The organism is Curtobacterium sp. MCLR17_051, assembly GCF_003234395.1.
GTDB lineage: Bacteria > Actinomycetota > Actinomycetes > Actinomycetales > Microbacteriaceae > Curtobacterium > Curtobacterium flaccumfaciens.
In genome coordinates this window covers 46,604-66,277 of record NZ_QKTA01000018.1, presented here as the reverse complement: position 1 = coordinate 66,277, position 19,674 = coordinate 46,604, and the positions used below count along the sequence as shown (strand labels likewise).

Here is a 19,674-nt window from a genome sequence, read left to right as displayed (position 1 = left end):
GTTGTCCCCATGCGCGTGGGAGTCCTCGACATCGGGTCCAACACCGGCCACCTGCTCGTGGTGGACGCCCACGGCGGCGCCGCGCCGCTGCCGGCGTCCTCGTTCAAGCAGCCGCTGCGGCTGGCCGAGCACCTCGACGACTCGGGCGCGGTGACCCAGCAGGGCATCGACGCCCTGACCGCCTTCGTCGCCGACGCCGTCCGCGTCGCCGAAGAACGCGGCTGCGAGGACATGCTCGCGTTCGCCACCTCGGCGGTGCGCGACGCCGGCAACTCCGAGGCCGTGCTCGCCCACGTCGAGGCCTCCACCGGGGTCGAACTGGCCGTCCTGTCCGGCTCCGACGAGGCCCGGCTGACGTTCCTGGCCGTGCGCCGCTGGTTCGGCTGGTCCGCCGGTTGCCTGGCGGTCTTCGACATCGGCGGTGGCTCACTCGAGATCGCCGGCGGTGCCGACGAGGCGCCGGACGTCGCGTGGTCGATGCCGATCGGCGCCGCACGCCTGGCGCGCTCCTACTTCGCGGCCGGCACCCCGACCGAGGACGACGTCCGCCGCATCCGGCACGAGATCCGTGTGGAGATCGCCCGGGACGCCGGACGGCTGCTCCGGTCGGGCCGCCCGGACCGGGCGGTGGCGACGTCGAAGACGTTCCGGTCGATCGCCCGCATCTGCGGTGCCGCCCCGTCGGCCGCCGGGCCCCTGGTGCCGCGCGCGCTCGACGGCGCGGTGCTGCGGCAGCGGCTGCCGGAACTGCTCACGATGTCGGTCGACGAGCTCGCGGCGCTGCCCGGTGTCTCACCGAGCCGGGCGCACCAGGTGGTGCCCGGCGCGCTCGTCGCCGAGGCGTGCCTGGACATCTTCGACCTGTCGGCCCTCGAGATCTGCCCGTGGGCGCTCCGCGAGGGCGTGATCCTCGAGCGGCTCGACCAGCTGTCGGTGCTGGGCAACTCCCAGTAGTGACCGTTATGGTCAGTACATGACCAAATCGGACACTCCCCGCGTGCTCGTCCCCGGCGCACTCTGGACGGTCGCGGGAGTCGGATGGCTCGTCGGCGAAGCCGTCTCGGCGTCGGCGTTCCCCGGCTACAGCTACGCGACGAACTACATCTCCGACCTCGGGGTCCCCGACGTCGGCACGTTCCAGGGGCGGTCGATCGACTCGCCGCTGCACGTGCTCATGAACACGACGTTCATCGGACAGGGCGTCCTGTTCGGGATCGCAGCGGTGCTCGCCGCCGTGGTGTTCCGCGCCGCGTCCCGCCGTGCGCGGGTGGCGACCGCGGTCCTCGCCGTGGTCCACCTGGTCGGGATGGTCCTGGTCGGCTCGTTCCACGGCAGCCAGACGAGCACCGACGGCGGCACCATCGTGTTCCACGTGCTCGGCGCCGCGGCAGCGATCACGACCGGCAACCTCGTGGCGATCACCGCCGGCATCGGGTCCCGGGCGCTGCGGGCACCGGCGGCCTACCGGATCGCGAGCGTCGTGCTCGGGATCGTCGGCCTCGTCTCCCTCGTGATGCTCGTCGTGGACTCGTCGTCGACGGTGATCGAGGTGCTCCCCGACGGCGTGTGGGAGCGTGCGTCCGTGTACACGATCGTCGCGTGGGAGCTCCTGACCGGCATCACTCTGCTGGTCGCGGGGACGCGGCGACTGCGGACGGCACGGGCTTCGGCGGTCGGCGCGTGACCCGCCCTGCGCGCCGTGCTCGGCCCTCCGCCGAGGAGATCAACGGGGGCGTCCTGGACATCACCGCCGGACTCATCGCCCGACGCGGCATCAAGGACACCGCCGTGCAGGCCGTCGCCGACCAGGCCGGCTACTCGAAGGCGGGCATCCTCGCCCGGTTCACGAGCAAGGAGCTGCTCGTCGAAGCCGCGCTCGCGCAGTGCACCGCGCAGACCGAGGCGATCCGGGCAGCTGCCACCGCCGCCCCCGTGGGGGAGACCCGCGACGCCGCGGCGCTCGCGGGCATCGCCGACCTCGCCCTCGTCCGGCCGGGGTGGGCTGAGCTCGCGCTCGCGGCCTTCACCCTGCGACGCGGGGACGACGTCGGCGTCCGGCTCGAACCGGTCGCAGCGACGCTCCTCGACGTGTTCGGCATCGACATGGCCGACGCCACGGCCACCCCGCTCGACCGGCGTGCACGGGTCTCCGGGGCGTTCGGTGCGATCGTGATGCTCGCGCTGACGTACGAGACCGAGGCTTCCGCGGCGGAGGCCCGGCCGCACATGCTGCAGATCGGATGGGACGCCCTCGGCCACGACGGGCCCGTGCCGCTCGGGCAGTCGGCTAGGCCCGCTCGGGCCGTCGGCTAGGCCCGCTCGGGGCCGTCGGCTAGGCCCGCTCGGACCTCGGCGGAGCGAGCAGCCACGGACGGATCAGCTTCGTCACGAACGGCAGCACCCAGAACGTCATGATCGGCGTGAGCACGACGGTCGTGATGAGCACCCGGGGCAGGATCGCGACGTGCGCGAACGCGGGGACGAGCCAGGCCATCAGGTACGTGAACGCGAGGTTCACCGGGAAGAAGCCGAGCCAGATGCTCACGGACTGCTTCCACCGCGGGGGAGCGCTCGAGGCCGGGGCGTCCTGCGGGACATCGAACCACCCCTCGATGCCGGTGCGCTTCTCGACGCGGGACTCCACCACCAGGTCACGGCCCAGGTCGAGCCAGCGCAGCCGGTCGTCGGAGTTCTCCCACGTCGCCAGGGAGTCGTGGTCGGCGAACCGGTAGAGCATGTGCCACTCGCGGGACTGCGCGGTGGAGCGCACCCACCCCGAGCCGAGGAAGCCGGGGTAGCGGTTCGCCAGGTTCACCCCGGACTGCACCCAGCGGGTGACCTCGGGGATGCGGTCGGGTTCGACCAGGCGGGTGACGGAGACGGTGACGGGCGGGCCTGCGGTCTCGGATGACGACTGCAGGCTCCCAGGCTCTTGTGGAGTCATCCGACCAGTGTCGCGGACCCGTGTTTCCGGCTCGTGACACGTGCCTCGCGCGCCGGCTGAACGGATCCGCGTCGTCCTTCGACCACCGTCCCAGGCGGGTGCAAGACGATCATCTGGCGAACGCACCACCGAGAGGACCCCGATGCCCCACCCCGAGCCCAGCACCACCCTCGTCGCCACCGTCGACGGGCCCGACGGCGGCACGTACGAGGTGCGTCGGCTGACGCTCCCGGTGGGTGCGTCGACCGGCTGGCACCAGCACGACGCACGCCAGACGGGTCTCGTGGTGCGCGGTGCGCTGACGCACGTCACCGAAGAGGCCACTCGGGTCGTCGGGCCGGGGCAGGCCCTGGTCGAGGAGCCGCGCATCGTGCACGACGGCCGCAGCACCGGCACGGAGGACGCCGAGCTGCTCTACGTCGCCCACCTGCCGGCAGGTGCAGCGGCGTCGACCCCGGGCGAGCCACCAGCCAACGAGGGGCCGGCCCGCAGCGCGCTCGTGACGGTCCCGCTGGGCCGGCCGCAGTTCGTGCACGCCCTGCGCTACACCGCGATGTACGCACCGAAGCCCTTCGCCGAGGCCCTGCTCGTCTACCGGGACAACGGCACGTACACGATCCTGTCCCCGGGTGAGGACCACCACGGCTGCTACGTCTCGGCGACCGATCCCGCCGAGGGGATGCGGCACGTCGCGTTCATGTCGTGGCCGTCCGCGGACTGGGGCCGGAACATCGCATCGCACACCCTGACCTTCGAGGCCGCGAGCGGCGCGTTCACCCAGGAGCTCCGGTTGCCGGGTGACCCGGTCCCGCGGGCGCAGTACGGGTACGCGGTGCCCGTCGAGGACCCGGAGTCGATCGACACCGGCGCCGGGTGGGCAGCGCTCCGCCAGCAGTACGCCGGGGTGTTCACCACGCTCGAGCGCCTGGCGGGCGGCGGGTCGACCGCGGCCTGAGCCGTCAGCTCGCCTGCTTCTTGGCGGCGGGCTTCTTGGCCGGGGCCTTCTTCGCCGGTGCCTTCTTCGGCGCCGACTTCGCGGTGGCCTTCTCCGTCGTGCTCTCCGCGGCCTTCTTGGCGGGCGCCTTCTTCGCCGGCGCCTTCCTGCCGGAGCCGGACGTGCCCGAGCCGGAACCGGACGACGACCGTGACGTCGACGACGAACGCGACCCCGAGCCTCCTGTCCGCTTCTTGTCGACGGACGCACGCAGGGCGGCCATCAGGTCGAGCACGTCACCGCCCTCGTCGTCGTCGTCCTCGTCGTCCTGCGCGCCGAAGGTCTTCTCGGTGTCGATGTCGTCGCCCGCCTCGAGCTTGGCGTCGATCAGCTGCTGCAGTTCCTCCTGGTAGGAGTCGGTGTAGCGGTCGGGGTCGAAGTCGGTGGACATGCTCTCGACGAGCGAGGACGACATCTTCAGCTCGTTGGCGCTGACCTTCACCGTCGTGTCGAGGGTCTTGAAGTCGGCGGCGCGGACCTCGTCGCCCCAGAGCAGCCCCTGCAGCAGGATGACCTCGTCGTGCACCCGGAGCACCCCGAGCCGCGTCTTCTGCCGCAGGGTGAACTGCACGATCGCCAGACGGTCGGTCTTCGCCAGGGTCTCGCGCAGCAGCACGTACGCCTTCGGCGAGCGCGAGTCGGGCTCCAGGTAGTAGGTCTTCTCGAACATCATCGGGTCGACCTGCTCGACGGGGACGAACTCGAGCACCTCGACCTCGTGCGACTGCTCCTCGGGGAGCTGCTTGAAGTCGTCCGCGGTGAGCACCACGGTCTTGTCACCGTCGTCGTAGGCGCGCTGGATGTCCGCGTACTCGACCTCGTGGCCGAACTCGCACACCCGCTTGTACCGGATGCGGCCCTTGTCGTCGTCGTGGACCTGGTGCAGGGACACGTCGTGCGTCTCGGTGGCCGCGTAGACCTTGATGGGCACGTTGACGAGCCCGAACGCGATGGAGCCCTTCCAGATCGACCTCATGCGCACATGATGCCCGCCCGCACGCGTGTGTGCCCGGAGCCGTCGGTTCCTCCACAGGTCCGCCGTCCGGGGGATCGTTCCACGGATGTCCGGTTCGCTGGACCGCCGCGAGGCCGGCGCGAGCACGATGGGCCCATGAGCCAGCTCGACAAGCAGGACCCGCGCGACCAGTTCCCCCGTCCGCCGTTCCCCGCGCAGACGCAGCAGGGGTCCGGGCTGGCGAGTGCGATGGACCCCGCCCCCGACCACGGCGAGACGAGCTACCTGGGCACCGGGCGGATGCGCGGGTACCGGGTGCTCGTCACGGGCGCGGACTCCGGCATCGGGCGCGCCGCGGCGATCGCGATGGCGAAGGAAGGGGCCGACGTCGCCCTGAACGCCCTGCCCGAGGAGCGCGAGGACCTCGAACAGGTCCGCGACGTCATCGGTGACCTCGGGCGCAAGGCCGTGCTGCTGCCCGGCGACCTGACGGACGAGGCCTTCTGCGACGTCCTGGTGCAGGACGCCGTCAGCGAGCTCGGCGGCCTGGACGCGCTCGTGCTGGTCGCGGGCCACCAGCAGGTGCACGAGGACGTCACCGTGCAGAGCACCGAGGACTTCGACCGCACGATGAAGGTCAACCTGTACTCGCTGTTCTGGCTCGTCCGTGCCTCGGTCCCGCACATGGCGCCGGGCAGCTCGATCGTGACGACCAGCTCGGTGTCCGCGCACCAGCCGCAGGACCGCATGATCGACTACGCCGCGACGAAGGCCGCGATCATCACCTACACGAACGGGCTCGCGCGGCAGCTCGCCAGCAAGGGCATCCGTGCCAACACGGTGGTGCCCGGGCCGGTGTGGACGCCCCTGCAGCCGATCAGCTACCCGGGCGACGAGATCGCGGCGTACGGCCAGGACACCCCCTTCGGTCGTCCTGCCCAACCCGTCGAGCTCGGCAGCGCCTACGTCTACCTGGCAGGGCCGGAGTCGTCGTACACGTCCGGCACGACCCTGACGGTGGCGGGAGCGACCGGGGTGGCGCTGTGAGTCCCGCCTCGCGCAAGACCGTCGTCCTGGTCGGGGACCGTCGGCTCGCGCTCACGAACACCGACAAGGTGCTCTACCCCGAGACCGGCACCACGAAGGGGCGGGTGATCGAGTACTACGAGCGGGTCGCGCCGTGGATGATCCCGCACGTCAAGGACCGCCCGGTGACCCGGAAGCGCTGGGCCAACGGTGTCGAGGGCAAGGTCTTCTTCGAGAAGAACCTGCCCGACTCGGCCCCCGACTGGGTGCGGCACCACACCATCCACCACTCGGAGCACGACAACGAGTACCCGATCGTCGACGACCTGCCGACCCTGGTGTGGATGGCGCAGCAGGCCGCGCTCGAACTGCACGTCCCGCAGTGGCGGTTCGGCCCCCGCGGCGCGCAGCAGAACCCGGACCGGCTCGTCCTCGACCTCGACCCGGGTGACGGCGTCGGGCTGCCCGAGTGCGTCGAGGTCGCCGTGGCCGCGCGCGAGATCCTGCACGGCATGGGGCTCGACCCGTACCCGGTGACGTCCGGCTCCAAGGGCATCCACCTGTACGCGGCCCTCGACGGCAAGGCGACGACCGCGCAGGTCTCCGACGTCGCCCACGAGCTGGCCAAGGCCCTCGAGACGGACCTGCCGGACCTGGTGCTCTCGTCGATGAGCCGTGCCGAGCGGAAGGGCAAGGTCTTCGTCGACTGGTCGCAGAACAACGGCAACAAGACGACCATCGCCCCGTACTCGCTGCGCGGCCGCGAGCGGCCGACGGTCGCGGCGCCCCGCACCTGGAAGGAACTCGAGGAACGCGGGCTCGCGCAGCTCACGTTGGACGAGGTCCTCGAACGCCTGGAGGCCCGTGGGGACTTCCTGCACCCGGTCGCCTCCGCCTCGCTGGCCGTCGGGCGCGACGACCACGGTCACTGGGACAGCGACCGGACCGAGCGCGCGAACGACGCCGAACAGCCCGCACGTGACCGGCTCGCCGCCTACCGGGCGAAGCGGGACGCCTCGAAGACGCCGGAGCCCGTGCCCGAGGGAGCGCCCACCGTGCGGAAGGACGGCACACCGACCTTCGTCATCCAGGAGCACCACGCCACCCGCGACCACTACGACTTCCGGCTCGAGCACGACGGGGTGCTGGTGAGCTGGGCCCTGCCGAAGGGCGAGCCGACCGACCCGGGCAAGAACCACCTGGCCGTGCAGACCGAGGACCACCCGCTCGAGTACGGGTCGTTCGAGGGCACGATCCCGAAAGACGAGTACGGCGGCGGTACGGTCACGATCTGGGACGACGGCACCTACGAGCTCGAGAAGTGGCGCGAGGGGCAGGAGGTCATCGTCACCCTGCACGGTCGGGCCGGCGGCGCTCGCCGTCTCGCGCTGTTGCACACCCGCGGCCGTGGCGGCGGGGACGAGAAGAACTGGCTGATCCACCGCACGAAGGAGCAACCCGAACGGCTGGCGGACGGCGGCGGCTCTGCCGGGCTGGCGGTGGCGCGACGGTCGGATGGGCCGTCGGACGGCCACGGCGATGCGCAGCGCACCGGGCAGCGACGGATCAGCGGGACCGCGGACGCCGAGACCCCGCCGTCGGAGCGCCGGACGATGCAGGCGACCCTGGCCAAGGGGGAGCCCCGGCTGGACCCGGCCGACTGGGCCTTCGAGATGAAGTGGGACGGGGTGCGCGCGCTGGCGACGGTCCGTGACGGGTCGGTGACCCTGCGCAGCCGCAACGACAACGACCTGACGGCCCAGTACCCCGAGCTGCAGGAACTGGGCGAGCGGGCCGGTGTGGACGGTGTGTTCGACGGTGAGATCGTGGCCGTCGACGATCGTGGCCGACCATCGTTCCAGTTGCTCCAGAACCGCATGGGCCTGACGAAGGCGCGCGAGGTCCGGAGCGCGCAGGAGACGACGCCCGTGCGGTTCCTGCTGTTCGACGTGCTCGAGGCGGACGGGCACGAGCTCACGCGGCTCGGCTACGACGCCCGGCGGCAGGCACTCGAGACGGTCGTGGAGCCGGGCGGCGCGATCGACGTGCCGCCGGCGGTGCAGGGCGACCTCGACGCGGTGTTGGCCGCATCGCGCGAGCAGGGCCTCGAGGGCGTGGTCGCGAAGAAGCGGTCGTCGAAGTACGCCGAGGGGCGGCGGTCCGAGGCCTGGCTGAAGCTGAAGCACCACGCCACGCAGGAAGTCGTCGTCGGCGGCTGGAAACCGGGCAGCGGTCGGCGTGCCGGCGGGATCGGGTCGCTGTTGCTCGGGGTGCCCGGCCCCGACGGGCTGGAGTACGTCGGCAAGGTCGGCACCGGGTTCCGTGACCGCGACCTCGACGAGATCGCGGGTGTCCTCGCACCGCTGGAACGGAAGACCCCGCCGTTCGTCGACGTCCCACGACCTGACGCTCGGGATGCGCACTGGGTCACGCCGAAGCGCGTCGGCGAGGTCGAGTTCGCCGAGTGGACCGGCGACGGACGGCTCCGGCAGCCGTCGTGGCGTGGGTGGCGCGTGGACAAGGACCCGGACGACGTCGTGCGGGAGACCTGACCCGCCGTCCGGCCTCGGCTCCACATGCGTGCGCATGGGGTCCGCCGCTGGCGAACATCCGTCCCCCGTACCGAGTCTGCCCGGGGGACAGTATCGGCACCGCTGGCCACGATCGGCCATCGGCTGTTACGTTCGCCGGGACGAAGGGGGCTTCGAAGATGAACTCGAGCAAGTACCTGCCGCCCTACACGGCCGCAGAACGCGTCGCGATCACGGGGGACGACCTGTCACAGCGGAACGTCGAACCGGGCGGCGGCGCCACGGAGACCGAGGTCCGGTACGCGGACTTCCTCGCTGATGAGGACGACGACTGACCGGGGCGGTCTGAGCGGCTGATCACGCGGCGAGCGGGACAGACCCGACGGCCCGCACGCTGGATCAGGGAGCGCACGGACCGTCGCCGGGGCACGTGACCAGCCGGTTCAGGGAGACCGACCACGAGGCCCCGCACCGGGCTCGCCGAAGCGCGACCGGTGGGTCCACTGGTGAGACGTGCCGAGTGACCGGTTCGTCACACGAGCGGCAAGAAGAATCGCCGGGCGACCTCGATGGTCGCCCGGCGATCTCGTCTGCCCGGGGGGACCCTGTCGGATCAGGACGGGGTCAGGCCGCGGGTGCAGGGCCGTCGGAGGGCACCGCGTGGTCGGGCACGGGCGCGTCTTCCTCGATGAGCTCGTCCTCTTCCGGCTCGACCACCTCGGCCGCGGCGGCCTTGGCCTCGTCGATGGACTCCTGGGAACGGCGGAGCAGGTCGTCGTCGTGTGCTGCCTGATCGGTCATGCTCAGCAACCTACGCGGGCGTCCCTGTGTCGGCGTCCCGACGGCGGGCTCCGTGCGTCGGGTCGTGCCGGCCGGTGTGCGGTGGCTCGAAGTCCACCGCGGACGTCGGTGCGGGCGTCGAGGGCATCGCCGGGGCGGCCGGTGAGCCGAACGCGTCGGCGGCGTCGAGCACCGCACGGGTGGCGGCCACGGCCGTCCGGAGTGCATCGCGGACGGGCATCGCCCGGTGCGCCGGGGTCCGGACCTCGACGCCCCACGGCTCGTCGAACCCGAGCTCGCGCACGGTCCGCACGAAGCCGGGCAGGTCCCACGCTCCGGCACCGGGCAGGTACCGTGCCGTCCGGGACTCCTCGGCGAGGGTCATCCCGCTCGGGGTGTGCAGCAGTCCGTCGCTCAGCTCGACGGCTGCGAGGACCCCCGGTGCGACGCCCTGCCGGATCGACGCGAGGGTGGAACCGCCGCGGAGTGCGTGCATGGCGTCGATGAGCAGGCCGCCGTTCGGGTGTCCGGCAGCGGCGACGAAGCGGGAGGCCCGTTCGATCGTGGGCAGGTTCGACCACGGTTCCGGTTCGAGCACGAGCTGCGCTCCGACCGCCTCGGCCTGGTCGGCGAGCACGACCCAGTCGTCGGCCATCGTCGCGGGGGAGGCTCCGGGCAACGAGGTGTCGGCGCGCGCCACCACCTGCCAGGCGCTCAGCGTCGCCGCGGCCTCGAGCACGACCCCGCGGTCGGCGTCCTCGTCCTGGGTGCGGCTCGTGCACGTCCACCACCGGTCGAGTGGTCCGAGCTGGACCCAGACGATGCCGGCGGCGTCGAGCATGCGGCGCAGCTCGGTGAACCCCGTCGTCGCGCGGACCTCGTGCAGATCGTCGAGGGACAGCGACAGGCCGGCGAACCCGGCGGCGCCGACGGCGTGCACGCGCTCGCGGATGCTCTCGTCGCCCGCCCACGTCCAGGACGTGGCGAGCAGGTCGTGTTCCAGCACGGTGGTACCTCCGGCAGTCCCGAGGTGTCCGCGTCGCCCCGTCGCGATGCGCCGCCCCGTGTCCGCCGCGGGCCCCACCCGCGACGATGCCCAAGACTTACCCGTGCTGCCTGCGAACGCTCCCAGCCCGTCGACACATCGCCGACACGTGCTTCAGACGATCCGGGTCCGGACCTCGCCGACGCCGGCGATCGTGCCGACGAGCACGGCGCCGCGTTCGAGCACGCCGACACCGTCCGGAGTGCCGGTCATCACGAGGTCGCCGGGCGCGAGCGCCACGGACCGTGACAGCGCTGCGATCGTCTCGGCGACCGACCAGATCTGGTCGGCCAGGTCGCCCGACTGCCGGAGTTCCCCGTCCACCGTCAGCTCGATCGCGCCGCTGGTCGGGTCGACCTCGGCCGCCGGGGTGATCGCCCCGATCGGCGCCGAGGCGTCGAAGCCCTTGGCCGTGTCCCACGGCCGCCCGAGTCGTTTCGCCTCGGCCTGCAGGTCGCGACGGGTGAGGTCGATCCCGACGGCGTAGCCCCAGACGTGTGCGAGCGCGTCGGCGACGGCGATGTCCGTGCCGCCGGTGCCGATCGCGACGACGAGCTCGACCTCGTGCTCCAGTTGCTGCGTCAGCGGCGGGTACGGGGTGTCGGCCCCGTCGACCACGACCGCGTCTGCCGGCTTGGTGAAGAAGAACGGCGGCTCGCGGTCCGGGTCGTGGCCCATCTCGCGGGCGTGCGCGGCGTAGTTCCGTCCGACGCAGAACACACGGCGGACGGGGAAACGCGCGCCCGTCGTCGTGGGCACGGTCGGGAGGCTCGGGGCCGGGATGACGAGTTCGGTCACGGTCCCAGCGTGGCAGGCTCGCAGGGCATCGGTTCAGCTCTCACCGAAGGACGCCTCGTTCTTGAGCTTCCGCGCCCGTGCGCGCTCCTGGCGTTCGCGCCATTCGATGCGCATCTGCGCGAGTTCCGCCTCGGCGCCCTTCGCGCGCATGAGCGGACCGTAGTGGGGGCTCGCGAGGAGCCGTGGTGTCGTCATCTCTCGGTTGTCGAGCCACCGCTTGAACTCGTCATCAGTCAGCGTCGAGATCATCTGCGAGCACTCCTTCCTGTTGTCCCCGGGCTTTCGCTCGCGCTGCCTCGGAGTCAGCGAGCGCCGAGGACGTCCACGTGTCGTCGTCGGTCGTCCAACTGCGGGTCACCAGCACAGCGGACATCACACCGGCGGCCGCGCGCTGTCCTTCGTCGTCCGAGGTCGCCCGGTCGGCGACCCACGACCAACGCTGCCACCACAGGTCGCGGTGCACCGAGAACTCTGCATTTCGCCGTGCTGCGCGCCCGTCGAGCACCGAGGCGACGAGCGCACCCAGCGCGACGGTCGCGCTCGTGACCGACACGAGCGCGCTGATCCAGCCGATGTCCATGCCGGAACCCTGACAGCACGGAACCGGCCACGCGGCGGGCGTGACCGGTCCCGTGGAGGGCGCTCCGGGCCTCCAGGCCTGTGGAGGAGTGCGTCAGTTGCCGGGCGCGGCCGCCTCGGTCTCGCCCGCACCCGGGTCGCCGCCGGTCCCGCCGCTGGCGGGCTCGTCCTGCGGCCAGCCCGCGAACTCCCAGCCCGCGAGGGACGGGTGGTCCTCGCCCTTCGTGTACGCGAACGTCCGCGCGGCGTCACGCGCCTCGGACAGCTTCGTGAGCAGATCGGCGTGCGCCTCGGCGTCCACCCGCGTCAGGGCGTCGTGGGCCAGGGCGAAGCGGTCCATCTCGTTGCGCATGAGCATGTCGAACGGTGAGGTCGTCGTGCCCTGCTCGAGGAACCCGTGCACGTGCAGGTCGTCGTGTCCGTTCCGGCGGTACGTCAGCTGGTGCACGAGCGTCGGGTACCCGTGGAACGCGAAGACCGTGGGCGTGCCGGGCAGGAAGAGCGCGTCGTACTGCTCGTCCGGGATCGGGTGCTCGTGCTTGCGCGGGTCGCCGAGCGCGAGCAGGTCGACGACGTTGAGCACGCGGACCCCGACGCCGGGAGCGTGCTTCCGGATGATGTCGGTGGCGGCGATCGCCTCGACCGTGGGGACGTCACCGGCGCAGGCGAGCACGACGTCGACCCTCCCGACGGCCTGCTCGGTGCCGGCGAAGTCCCACACGCCGAGTCCGGCCTGCGCGTGCGCGACCGCGTCGTCGAGGGACAGGAAGACCGGCTCCGGGTGCTTGCCCGCGACGATCACCTCGATGCGGTCCGTGGTCTCCATCGCGTGCGCGGCGACGGCGAGCAACGTGTTGGCGTCGGCCGGCAGCTTGATCCGGACGAGGTCCTGCTGCTTCGACGCGACGACGTCGAGGAACCCGGGGTCCTGGTGGGAGAACCCGTTGTGGTCCTGTCGCCAGACGTGCGACGAGAGCAGGAGCGACAGGTTGGACACCGGCACCCGCCAGTCGATGTCGGTCGAGGACTCCAGCCACTTGGCGTACTGCCCGACCATCGAGTCGATGATGTGGGCGAACGCCTCGTAGGTGTTGAGCATCCCGTGCCGACCGGACAGCACGTACCCCTCGAGCATCCCCTCCAGCAGGTGCTCGGACAGGACCTCGGTGACCCGTCCGCGTGCGGCGAGGTGTTCGTCGCCTGCGGCGCGCTGGGCCCGCCAGACGCGCGAGGTCACGTCGAACACGGCGTCGAGCTTGTTCGAGATCGTCTCGTCCGGTCCGAACAGCCGGAAGGTCGAGGCGTTCTTCTCGATGAGTGCGGCGAGCCAGGGGCCGAGCGTGCCCGTGGCCGATGCCGTGGAACCGGCCTCGACCGCGTACGGCTCGAGCGGCGGCCGGTCGAGCGCGGTCCGCAGCCGACCGCCGTTGCCGTGCGGGGTGGCACTCATCCGCTCGTCACCGGTCGGACGGATCGTGGTCATGATGCCGACGGGGTGGCCGTCCTCGTCGAAGAGCTCCTCGGGGCGGTACGAGCGCATCCACTCCTCGAGCTGCGCACGGTGGCCGTCGTCCTCGCGCACCGCGGGCAGCGGCACCTGGTGCGCGCGGAAGGTCCCCTCGACCTGCTCGCCGTCGACCTCCTTCGGGCCGGTCCAGCCCTTCGGGGTGCGCAGCACGATCATCGGCCAGCGCGGACGCAGGTCCGCGGCGCCGGCGGGCTGCCCCGCGGCGGCACGGGCGGCCTGGGCGCGGGCAGCGGCCTGGATGTCGTCGATGCCGGCGAGGGCGCGTCGCAGGGCACCGTCGAACAGGGCGTGGACCGCGTACGGGTCGTCGTCGACGCGGCGGGAGTCGACCACGATCGGGTCGTAGCCGAGCCCGCGGAAGTACGAGGTGAGGTCCTCGTCGGGGATGCGGGCCAGGACGGTCGGGTTCGCGATCTTCCAGCCGTTGAGGTTGAGGATCGGCAGCACGGCGCCGTCGGAGACCGGGTCGAGGAACGTGTGCGCCTGCCACGAACCGGCGAGCGGACCGGTCTCGGCCTCACCGTCGCCGACCACGCATGCGACGACGAGGTCCGGGTTGTCGAGCGCCGCACCGTAGGCGTGCGACAGCGAGTAGCCGAGTTCACCGCCCTCGTTGATGGAGCCGGGGGTCTCCGGGGCGGCGTGCGAGGGGATGCCGCCGGGGAACGAGAACTGGCGGAAGAACCGCTGCAGGTCGACGTCCTGGTACAGCTCGTTCCACGTGCCGTCCAGCCAGGCGTTCGCGTTCATCGCCGGACCGCCGTGCCCCGGGCCGCAGATGTACAGGAACTCGCGCCCGGTCTCCGTGATCAGCGCGTTGCAGTGCGCGTACACGAGGTTCAGTGCGGGGGAGGTGCCCCAGTGGCCGAGCAGCCGCGGCTTGACGTCGTCGGGTTCGATCGGCCGGCTGAGTAGCGGGTTGTCCAGCAGGTAGATCTGCCCGACCGTCAGGTAGTTGGCGGCGCGCCACCAGGCGTCGACCGCCCGGAGCCGGTCGGTCGTGGAGATGTGTGCTGGAGCCATGGGTACACGGTACGAAACACCGGGTTGCGGCACCTCAGGAAACTCGTCCCAAACCGTTCGGGCGGGGGCGCCGAATGACTTGCACAGGGCAAAAGCCCAGGGCGCTCTCCGGTCACAGTTGGCCGGTACTCAGTGTGTGCACAGTGCACATTCGGCCACCGGCCGGAGCGCCTCCAGAGCAAAGGACTGATCACGATGCGTAAGAGCCTCAAGACCTCCATCACCCTCGCCACGACCGGCGCCCTCGTCCTCGGCGGTGCCGCGTTCGGGATCTCCTCCGCCCAGGCCGCGACCCCGAACGTGCACACGGTGTCCTCGTCGTCCGAGTCGAAGATCCCCGCACCCGTCGCCTCGGTCCCCGAGGTCCTCGGTGGCTCCACCGCCGTGAAGCTCGACTCCGGCTTCACCGACGCCCTCACCGCCCTGAAGCTCACCCCCGGCGTCTCGGGTGATGCGACCCTGGCTGACGGGTCGGTGTCGTTCCCGATCACCGCCGGGTCGGTCACCTACTGGTCGCCGGATGGCAACTACCGCCCGTACGTGCAGGGCCTGCTGAACCACGACGACTCGGGGCTGACCCTGAAGGCCGGCGACACCACCGTCACGCTGGAGAACTTCGTCGTGAACCCGGGCTCGTCCAAGCTCTACGGCGACGTCCTCGTCAACGGCAAGGTCGCCGCGGCCAACGCGTTCCTGTTCGAGCTGCACGGCGGCTCCCTCAAGCCCCTCCAGCTCGAGGGCGACAACGCCATCCTCACCGGCACCACCGTCCACATCTCCGAAGACGCCGCCGGCCTGCTGAACAAGACCTTCGGCACCGACGCCGTCAAGCGCGGCCTCCTCGTCGGCACCGCCACCATCACCGCACAGATCAAGTAACACCCCGCACCACCACAGTCGGCCCGGACCACGCAGCAGCGCGGTCCGGGCCGACTTGCGTTGCGCGGGCCCGCACCGAGCGGTACCGGGCGTACCTGGCGGAACCGGGCATACCTGGCGGAACCGGGCGTACCTGCTGGAACCGGGCGTACCTGGCGGAACCGGGCGTACCTGGTCGGTTCTTTCGACCAGGTACGCCCGTTCTTGCGAACCAACGCGCGCGCGATGGGAAAGAACGGGCGCACACGACGGACGGGAGGCCCAGTGCCAGCTGGCGCCGGGCCTCCCATCCGTCGTGTGGGTACGCCGGGCCGGCGGCCGCCGTCGTCACGGGCTGGGCGACACCTCACGTGCTCACGTTCGCGTGGACTGTCGCTCAGCGCGAAATCGCGCCCGGACCCCACCGCACCGCACCGCTCAGCGGCGCCACCACCACCGCCGCGGCTTCGCCTCGAGCCGCGCCTGCTCCGCAGCCCGCGCGGCCGAAGCCATGCGCACCTCGCGGCGCTCCCGCCACGCGAGCACCTCGGCCTCGACGTCGCGCATCGGCGTCACCACCGGCGGCCCGCCGAGCAGCTGCCGTCGGGCCTCCTTCACCCGCGCGTTGAAGTCCACCAGGACGTCCCGCACGTCGGTCTCGAGCGACAGGGCGTCGAGTGCGTCGTCGAGTTCGGCGTCCTCGGTCCGGAGTGCCAGGGCCGGCGGCGCGATGCCCCGGATGTCCTCACGCTCGATCTTCGACTTGATCCACCAGTCCGGGTCGTGCTGCCCGTCGAGTCCCGGCAGTGGCTTGCCGTGGTACGGGTTGCCCTCGAAGACCCCGCGGCGCTCGGCCTCCGCGATCTGGGCCCGGGCGTGCGCGGCGACGTCGGCGGCCTTGAGCAGCCGACGTTCCTCGCGTTCCGAGCGCACCTCGTCGGGGTCGAGCGACCCCCGCTCGATCTCCTGGTCGACGAGCTGCTGGTAGCGGTAGCGCGCGGCCCTGCGGAGCCGGTCCATCCGTGCATCGACGTCGTTCATCGTCAGACCATGATGCCCCGCGCCCCCGACGGTTCGTCCAGCCCGGTCAGGACTTCTCTGAGACTTCTTCGATGGTCAGCGCGGCCTGGATGAGCGCCAGGTGCGACAGCCCCTGGGGGATGTTGCCCATGAAGTCCCCGTCGACGGCACTGAGCATCTCGCTGAACAGGCCGACGTCGTTCGCCTGCGCGACCATGTCGTCCATCAGCTGCTTCGCGTCGTCGACCCGTCCGACGCAGGCGAGGGCCGCAGCGAGCCAGAACGAGCACGCCACGAACGGCGATTCCTCGTCCTGGATGCCGGAGTACCGGTACACGAGCGGGCCGTGCTGCAGCTGCTCCTCGATCGCCCGGATCGTGGACTCCATGCGCGGTCCGCGGTCGAACGCCGACATCGCGTGCAGCAGGATCGAGCAGTCGAGCGCGTCGGTGCCCGGGTACATGACGTAGTGGCCGAGCTCCTCGTTCCACCCGTTCTCGGCGACCCAGTCCTCGATGAGCTCGCGGTTCTCGATCCACTTCTCGCGCGGGCCGTCGATCATCCCCGCGTCGTGCAGCTCGACCGCGGCGTCGAGCGCCTGCCAGCAGCCGATCTTGCTCGTCGTGTAGTGCTGCGCCTCCTGCAGCTCCCACATGCCCGAGTCGGGCTCCACCCAGCGGTGGCAGGCGTCGTCGGCCAGGTCCTGCAGCACCGAGGCCGTCTTGCGGTCGAGCACGTTGCCGGCCCGGACGTACTGGCGCATGATCTCGAACACGTCGCCCCAGACCCCGAGCTGAAGCTGGTCACCGGCGCGGTTGCCGATCGTGACCGGCCCGATGCCGTTCCAGCCCGGGACGTCGCGCTCCTCGACGGTGTCGCTCTTCGACCCGTCGAGCCCGTAGAAGATCGGCATCGTCTCGTCGTGCTCGGCGATCGTGCGCATCACCCACGACACGGCGGCGTGCGTCTCCTCGCGCAGGCCGAAGCGGGTGAGCGCGTGCACCGTGTACGCCAGGTCGCGCACCCAGGCGAACCGGTAGTCCCAGTTCTTCCCGCCGGTGCGGTCCTCGGGCAGGCTCGTCGTCGGTGCAGCGGCGATGGCGCCGGTGGGGGCGAAGATCAGGAGCTTCAGGGCGAGGGCGCTGCGCTGGACGGCGTCCGACCAGGGGCCGTCGTAGCTGAACTCCTTCGACCAGGTCGACCAGTTCTCGATCGTGCGGTCGACCCCTTCGAGGGTGCGCTCGGGCTCGGGCAGGAAGATCGGCTCGTCGTACGTGCCGACGATGGTCAGGATCGACTTCGAGCCCTCGGTCGTCGTGAACCGCCCCGAGAACCGGGGGCCGTCGTCGTGCACCGGTTCGAAGCCCTGCTCGACGATCGCGATGGTCACGCCGTCGATGCCGATCACCGTGCCGTTCGCGGTGTCGAGTCGGCGCGGTTCCGCCGTGTTCAGGATCGTGCCGGGCACGACCGCCCACTCCATCTCGACCGACCCTTCGACCCCCTGCACGCAGCGGCCGATCTCGGCCCACGGCAGGCGTCCGGCCACACCGGTGACCATGGCGTCGGTCACGGTGGCGGTGCCGGACGGGGTCGTCCACGTCGTCACGAGCACGTTCGTCCCCGGCAGGTAGGCGCGGGACACCTGCGCCTGGTCGTCCACCGGCCGCAGGGCGACGTGTCCGCCGTGCTCGGCGTCGACGATGCTCGCGAACACCGGCGGCGAGTCCATCGACGGGATCGGTAGCCAGTCGATCCGGCCGTCGAGCGCGATGAGGGCGACCGTCCGCCCGTCGCCGATCGCGCCGTACGAACGGAGCGGGACGTACCCGTTCGTCCGTTCCTCGTTCTCGGTCGCGTCGGGGGTGTCTCGCGTGCGCTCGGTCATGCGTCCAGCCTGCCCCGGCCGCGGTGGCGACCATCAGGCGGACGTACCCCTCGTGGAGAACGCACGCCGGGCCTCCCGCCTGTGGAGAACCACCGGCGAACCGCCGGAGCACCCCAGGACAACCGCCGGCGAACCCCCGGCGCCCAGCCGACACGCCCACGCGACTTGCGCATCCCGGGCGTGTCGCACTAGCGTCGTCCTCCTGCCGATCGGCAGACCGCCCGCCCCGGGCACACCGGAAGGACCGCGCATGCGCACCGTGCAGCACAACGAGGAACGCGTCGAGCTCCAGCTCGCCGCGGCCGCCGTGCTGCCCGAGCAGCAGTGGTCCCTCCGCTATCCCGTGTAGGCACGCGACGTCCCACGACGCCCCGTGCCCACCCGGCCCGGGGCGTTCGTCAGCACCGCTTCCTTCCGTCCGCCACGTCCGGCGACGACCAGGAGGCCCGGCGTACGACCGTCTCGGACCGTCACCTCGACCGTCACGAAAGCGAGACGACTCCATGAAGAAGATCAACGACCGATTGCTCAGCTGGGCCTCGATGCTCGAGGACAACACCGAGCAGCAGGCCCGCACGACCGCGCGCATGCCGTTCGTGTTCCCGCACCTGGCCCTCATGCCCGACGCACACCTCGGCCTCGGGGCCACAGTGGGGTCCGTGATCCCGACCCTCGGCGCGATCATGCCGGCGGCCGTCGGCGTCGACATCGGCTGCGGCATGATCGCGGTCCGCACGCAGTTCACCGCCACCGACCTGCCCGCCGACCTGCAGGGCCTGCGCGAGCAGATCGAGCGAGCGATCCCGCTGTCGGCCGGTGCGTCGAACCGGAAGATCGTGGCGACCGCCGCACCCCGGATCGCCGAGCTCGAGGCGATGGCCGAGACCGCGGGGTTCGACCCCGACGGCGTGCACGGCGGGTGGCGGAACCAGCTCGGCACGCTCGGGTCCGGCAACCACTTCATCGAGGTCTCCCTCGACGAGCAGGACCGGGTCTGGCTCTTCCTGCACTCCGGGTCGCGGGGCGTCGGGAACAAGATCGCGCAGCGGCACATCAAGGTCGCCAAGAAGGCCATGGAGCGCTGGTGGATCCAGCTGGCGGACCCCGACCTGGCCTACCTGGTCGAGGGCACGCCGGAGTTCGACCGGTACATCGCCGAGCTGCGGTGGGCCCAGCACTTCGCGCTGCTCAACCGCGAGGAGATGATGGACCGCGTCGTGCGGCAGCTGTCCGAGGCCGTCGGCACGCCCGTCGACGAGCGCGAGCGGATCAACTGCCACCACAACTTCACGCAGCGGGAGACGCACTGGGGCAAGTCCGTGTGGGTGTCGCGCAAGGGTGCGATCCAGGCGAAGGCCGGTCAGCCCGGCCTGATCCCGGGGTCGATGGGCACCGCCTCGTACGTGGTCGAGGGGCTCGGCAACAAGCCCTCGCTCGAGTCGTCGCCGCACGGTGCGGGTCGGCTGTTCTCGCGGAGCGCTGCCCGGCGGACCTTCACCCACGAGCAGCTGCGCGAGGCGATGACGGGCATCGAGTACCGCGACACCGACGCCTTCCTCGACGAGATCCCGGCGGCCTACAAGCCGATCGACCAGGTCATGGCGGACGCCGAGGACCTCGTGTCGATCCGGCACACCCTGCGGCAGGTCGTCAACGTGAAGGGCGACTGAGACGCGCCCACCGACGGACGGGAGGACCGTGGCGG

At 71.4% G+C, this 19,674-nt stretch carries 19 protein-coding genes; 9 read left to right on the top strand and 10 right to left on the bottom strand.

Features of this window, described 5'->3' with window-relative positions:
- Positions 1 to 9: 9 nt before the first annotated feature.
- The 3 genes from DEJ06_RS14480 to DEJ06_RS14470 are packed head-to-tail and all read left to right on the top strand — an operon-like array spanning position 10 to position 2,313.
- Entirely contained in the window at positions 10 to 954 is a 945-nt protein-coding gene (locus DEJ06_RS14480; protein ID WP_111039772.1) for a Ppx/GppA phosphatase family protein, read from the top strand.
- Between the two features lie 19 nt (positions 955 to 973).
- Complete coding sequence (locus tag DEJ06_RS14475; protein ID WP_111039771.1) at positions 974 to 1,684, top strand: DUF998 domain-containing protein; 711 nt, start codon at positions 974 to 976, stop codon at positions 1,682 to 1,684.
- Positions 1,681 to 2,313: a TetR/AcrR family transcriptional regulator gene (locus DEJ06_RS14470; RefSeq protein WP_181436896.1), complete on the top strand. Its 633-nt coding sequence runs from the start codon at positions 1,681 to 1,683 to the stop codon at positions 2,311 to 2,313. The genes DEJ06_RS14475 and DEJ06_RS14470 overlap by 4 nt, the downstream gene beginning before the upstream one ends.
- A 19-nt stretch (positions 2,314 to 2,332) precedes the next feature.
- Here DEJ06_RS14470 and DEJ06_RS14465 read toward each other — a convergent pair whose 3' ends face one another.
- Entirely contained in the window at positions 2,333 to 2,944 is a 612-nt protein-coding gene (locus DEJ06_RS14465) for an antibiotic biosynthesis monooxygenase (RefSeq protein WP_111028615.1), read from the bottom strand.
- 142 nt (positions 2,945 to 3,086) lie between these two features.
- Between DEJ06_RS14465 and DEJ06_RS14460 the strand changes: the two genes are divergently transcribed.
- On the top strand, positions 3,087 to 3,899 hold the full coding sequence (locus DEJ06_RS14460; RefSeq protein WP_111039769.1) for a cupin domain-containing protein: 813 nt from the start codon (positions 3,087 to 3,089) through the stop codon (positions 3,897 to 3,899).
- Between the two features lie 4 nt (positions 3,900 to 3,903).
- On the opposite strand, the gene DEJ06_RS14455 is transcribed toward DEJ06_RS14460, so the two are convergent.
- Positions 3,904 to 4,914, bottom strand: a complete 1,011-nt coding sequence (locus DEJ06_RS14455) for a Ku protein (RefSeq protein WP_111039768.1) — start codon at positions 4,912 to 4,914, stop codon at positions 3,904 to 3,906.
- Positions 4,915 to 5,049: 135 nt separating this feature from the next.
- Here DEJ06_RS14455 and DEJ06_RS14450 point away from each other — a divergent pair, with 135 nt between their 5' ends.
- The 3 genes from DEJ06_RS14450 (at position 5,050) to DEJ06_RS18375 (ending at position 8,785) form a co-directional block, all read left to right on the top strand.
- The gene (locus DEJ06_RS14450) at positions 5,050 to 5,940 is read left to right on the top strand and encodes an SDR family oxidoreductase (RefSeq protein WP_111039767.1); all 891 of its coding nucleotides are present in this window, start codon (positions 5,050 to 5,052) and stop codon (positions 5,938 to 5,940) included.
- Positions 5,937 to 8,471, top strand: coding sequence for an ATP-dependent DNA ligase (locus DEJ06_RS14445; protein ID WP_111039766.1), 2,535 nt, complete (start codon positions 5,937 to 5,939; stop codon positions 8,469 to 8,471). Before DEJ06_RS14450 ends, DEJ06_RS14445 begins: the two co-directional genes overlap by 4 nt.
- 158 nt (positions 8,472 to 8,629) lie before the next feature.
- On the top strand, positions 8,630 to 8,785 hold the full coding sequence (locus DEJ06_RS18375) for a hypothetical protein (protein WP_181436895.1): 156 nt from the start codon (positions 8,630 to 8,632) through the stop codon (positions 8,783 to 8,785).
- Positions 8,786 to 9,074: 289 nt separating this feature from the next.
- Here DEJ06_RS18375 and DEJ06_RS18370 read toward each other — a convergent pair whose 3' ends face one another.
- The 6 genes from DEJ06_RS18370 to DEJ06_RS14420 form a co-directional block, all read right to left on the bottom strand.
- Positions 9,075 to 9,251: a hypothetical protein gene (locus tag DEJ06_RS18370; RefSeq protein WP_181436894.1), complete on the bottom strand. Its 177-nt coding sequence runs from the start codon at positions 9,249 to 9,251 to the stop codon at positions 9,075 to 9,077.
- A 10-nt stretch (positions 9,252 to 9,261) separates the two neighbouring features.
- Positions 9,262 to 10,236 (bottom strand): sugar phosphate isomerase/epimerase, encoded by a 975-nt coding sequence (locus DEJ06_RS14440; protein ID WP_181436893.1) that lies wholly within the window; start codon positions 10,234 to 10,236, stop codon positions 9,262 to 9,264.
- Between the two features lie 153 nt (positions 10,237 to 10,389).
- Positions 10,390 to 11,073, bottom strand: a complete 684-nt coding sequence (locus DEJ06_RS14435) for a fumarylacetoacetate hydrolase family protein (protein ID WP_111039764.1) — start codon at positions 11,071 to 11,073, stop codon at positions 10,390 to 10,392.
- A gap of 33 nt (positions 11,074 to 11,106) precedes the next feature.
- Positions 11,107 to 11,322 carry a hypothetical protein gene (locus tag DEJ06_RS14430; protein WP_111039763.1) on the bottom strand — a complete coding sequence of 72 codons (216 nt, stop codon included), beginning with the start codon at positions 11,320 to 11,322 and terminating at the stop codon, positions 11,107 to 11,109.
- Positions 11,303 to 11,653 (bottom strand): hypothetical protein, encoded by a 351-nt coding sequence (locus DEJ06_RS14425; RefSeq protein WP_111039762.1) that lies wholly within the window; start codon positions 11,651 to 11,653, stop codon positions 11,303 to 11,305. Before DEJ06_RS14425 ends, DEJ06_RS14430 begins: the two co-directional genes overlap by 20 nt.
- Before the next feature lie 93 nt (positions 11,654 to 11,746).
- Positions 11,747 to 14,203 (bottom strand): phosphoketolase, encoded by a 2,457-nt coding sequence (locus DEJ06_RS14420; protein WP_111039761.1) that lies wholly within the window; start codon positions 14,201 to 14,203, stop codon positions 11,747 to 11,749.
- A gap of 195 nt (positions 14,204 to 14,398) precedes the next feature.
- Between DEJ06_RS14420 and DEJ06_RS14415 the strand changes: the two genes are divergently transcribed.
- On the top strand, positions 14,399 to 15,082 hold the full coding sequence (locus tag DEJ06_RS14415; protein WP_110865654.1) for a hypothetical protein: 684 nt from the start codon (positions 14,399 to 14,401) through the stop codon (positions 15,080 to 15,082).
- A 417-nt stretch (positions 15,083 to 15,499) separates the two neighbouring features.
- Here DEJ06_RS14415 and DEJ06_RS14410 read toward each other — a convergent pair whose 3' ends face one another.
- Together DEJ06_RS14410 and DEJ06_RS14405 are read right to left on the bottom strand one after the other, a co-directional pair.
- Positions 15,500 to 16,102: a DUF1992 domain-containing protein gene (locus tag DEJ06_RS14410; RefSeq protein ID WP_111039760.1), complete on the bottom strand. Its 603-nt coding sequence runs from the start codon at positions 16,100 to 16,102 to the stop codon at positions 15,500 to 15,502.
- 46 nt (positions 16,103 to 16,148) lie between these two features.
- Positions 16,149 to 17,969 carry a glycoside hydrolase family 15 protein gene (locus tag DEJ06_RS14405; protein WP_111030882.1) on the bottom strand — a complete coding sequence of 607 codons (1,821 nt, stop codon included), beginning with the start codon at positions 17,967 to 17,969 and terminating at the stop codon, positions 16,149 to 16,151.
- Positions 17,970 to 18,472: 503 nt separating this feature from the next.
- Here DEJ06_RS14405 and DEJ06_RS14400 point away from each other — a divergent pair.
- Positions 18,473 to 19,639, top strand: coding sequence for an RtcB family protein (locus DEJ06_RS14400; protein ID WP_111039759.1), 1,167 nt, complete (start codon positions 18,473 to 18,475; stop codon positions 19,637 to 19,639).
- Positions 19,640 to 19,674 lie beyond the last annotated feature (35 nt).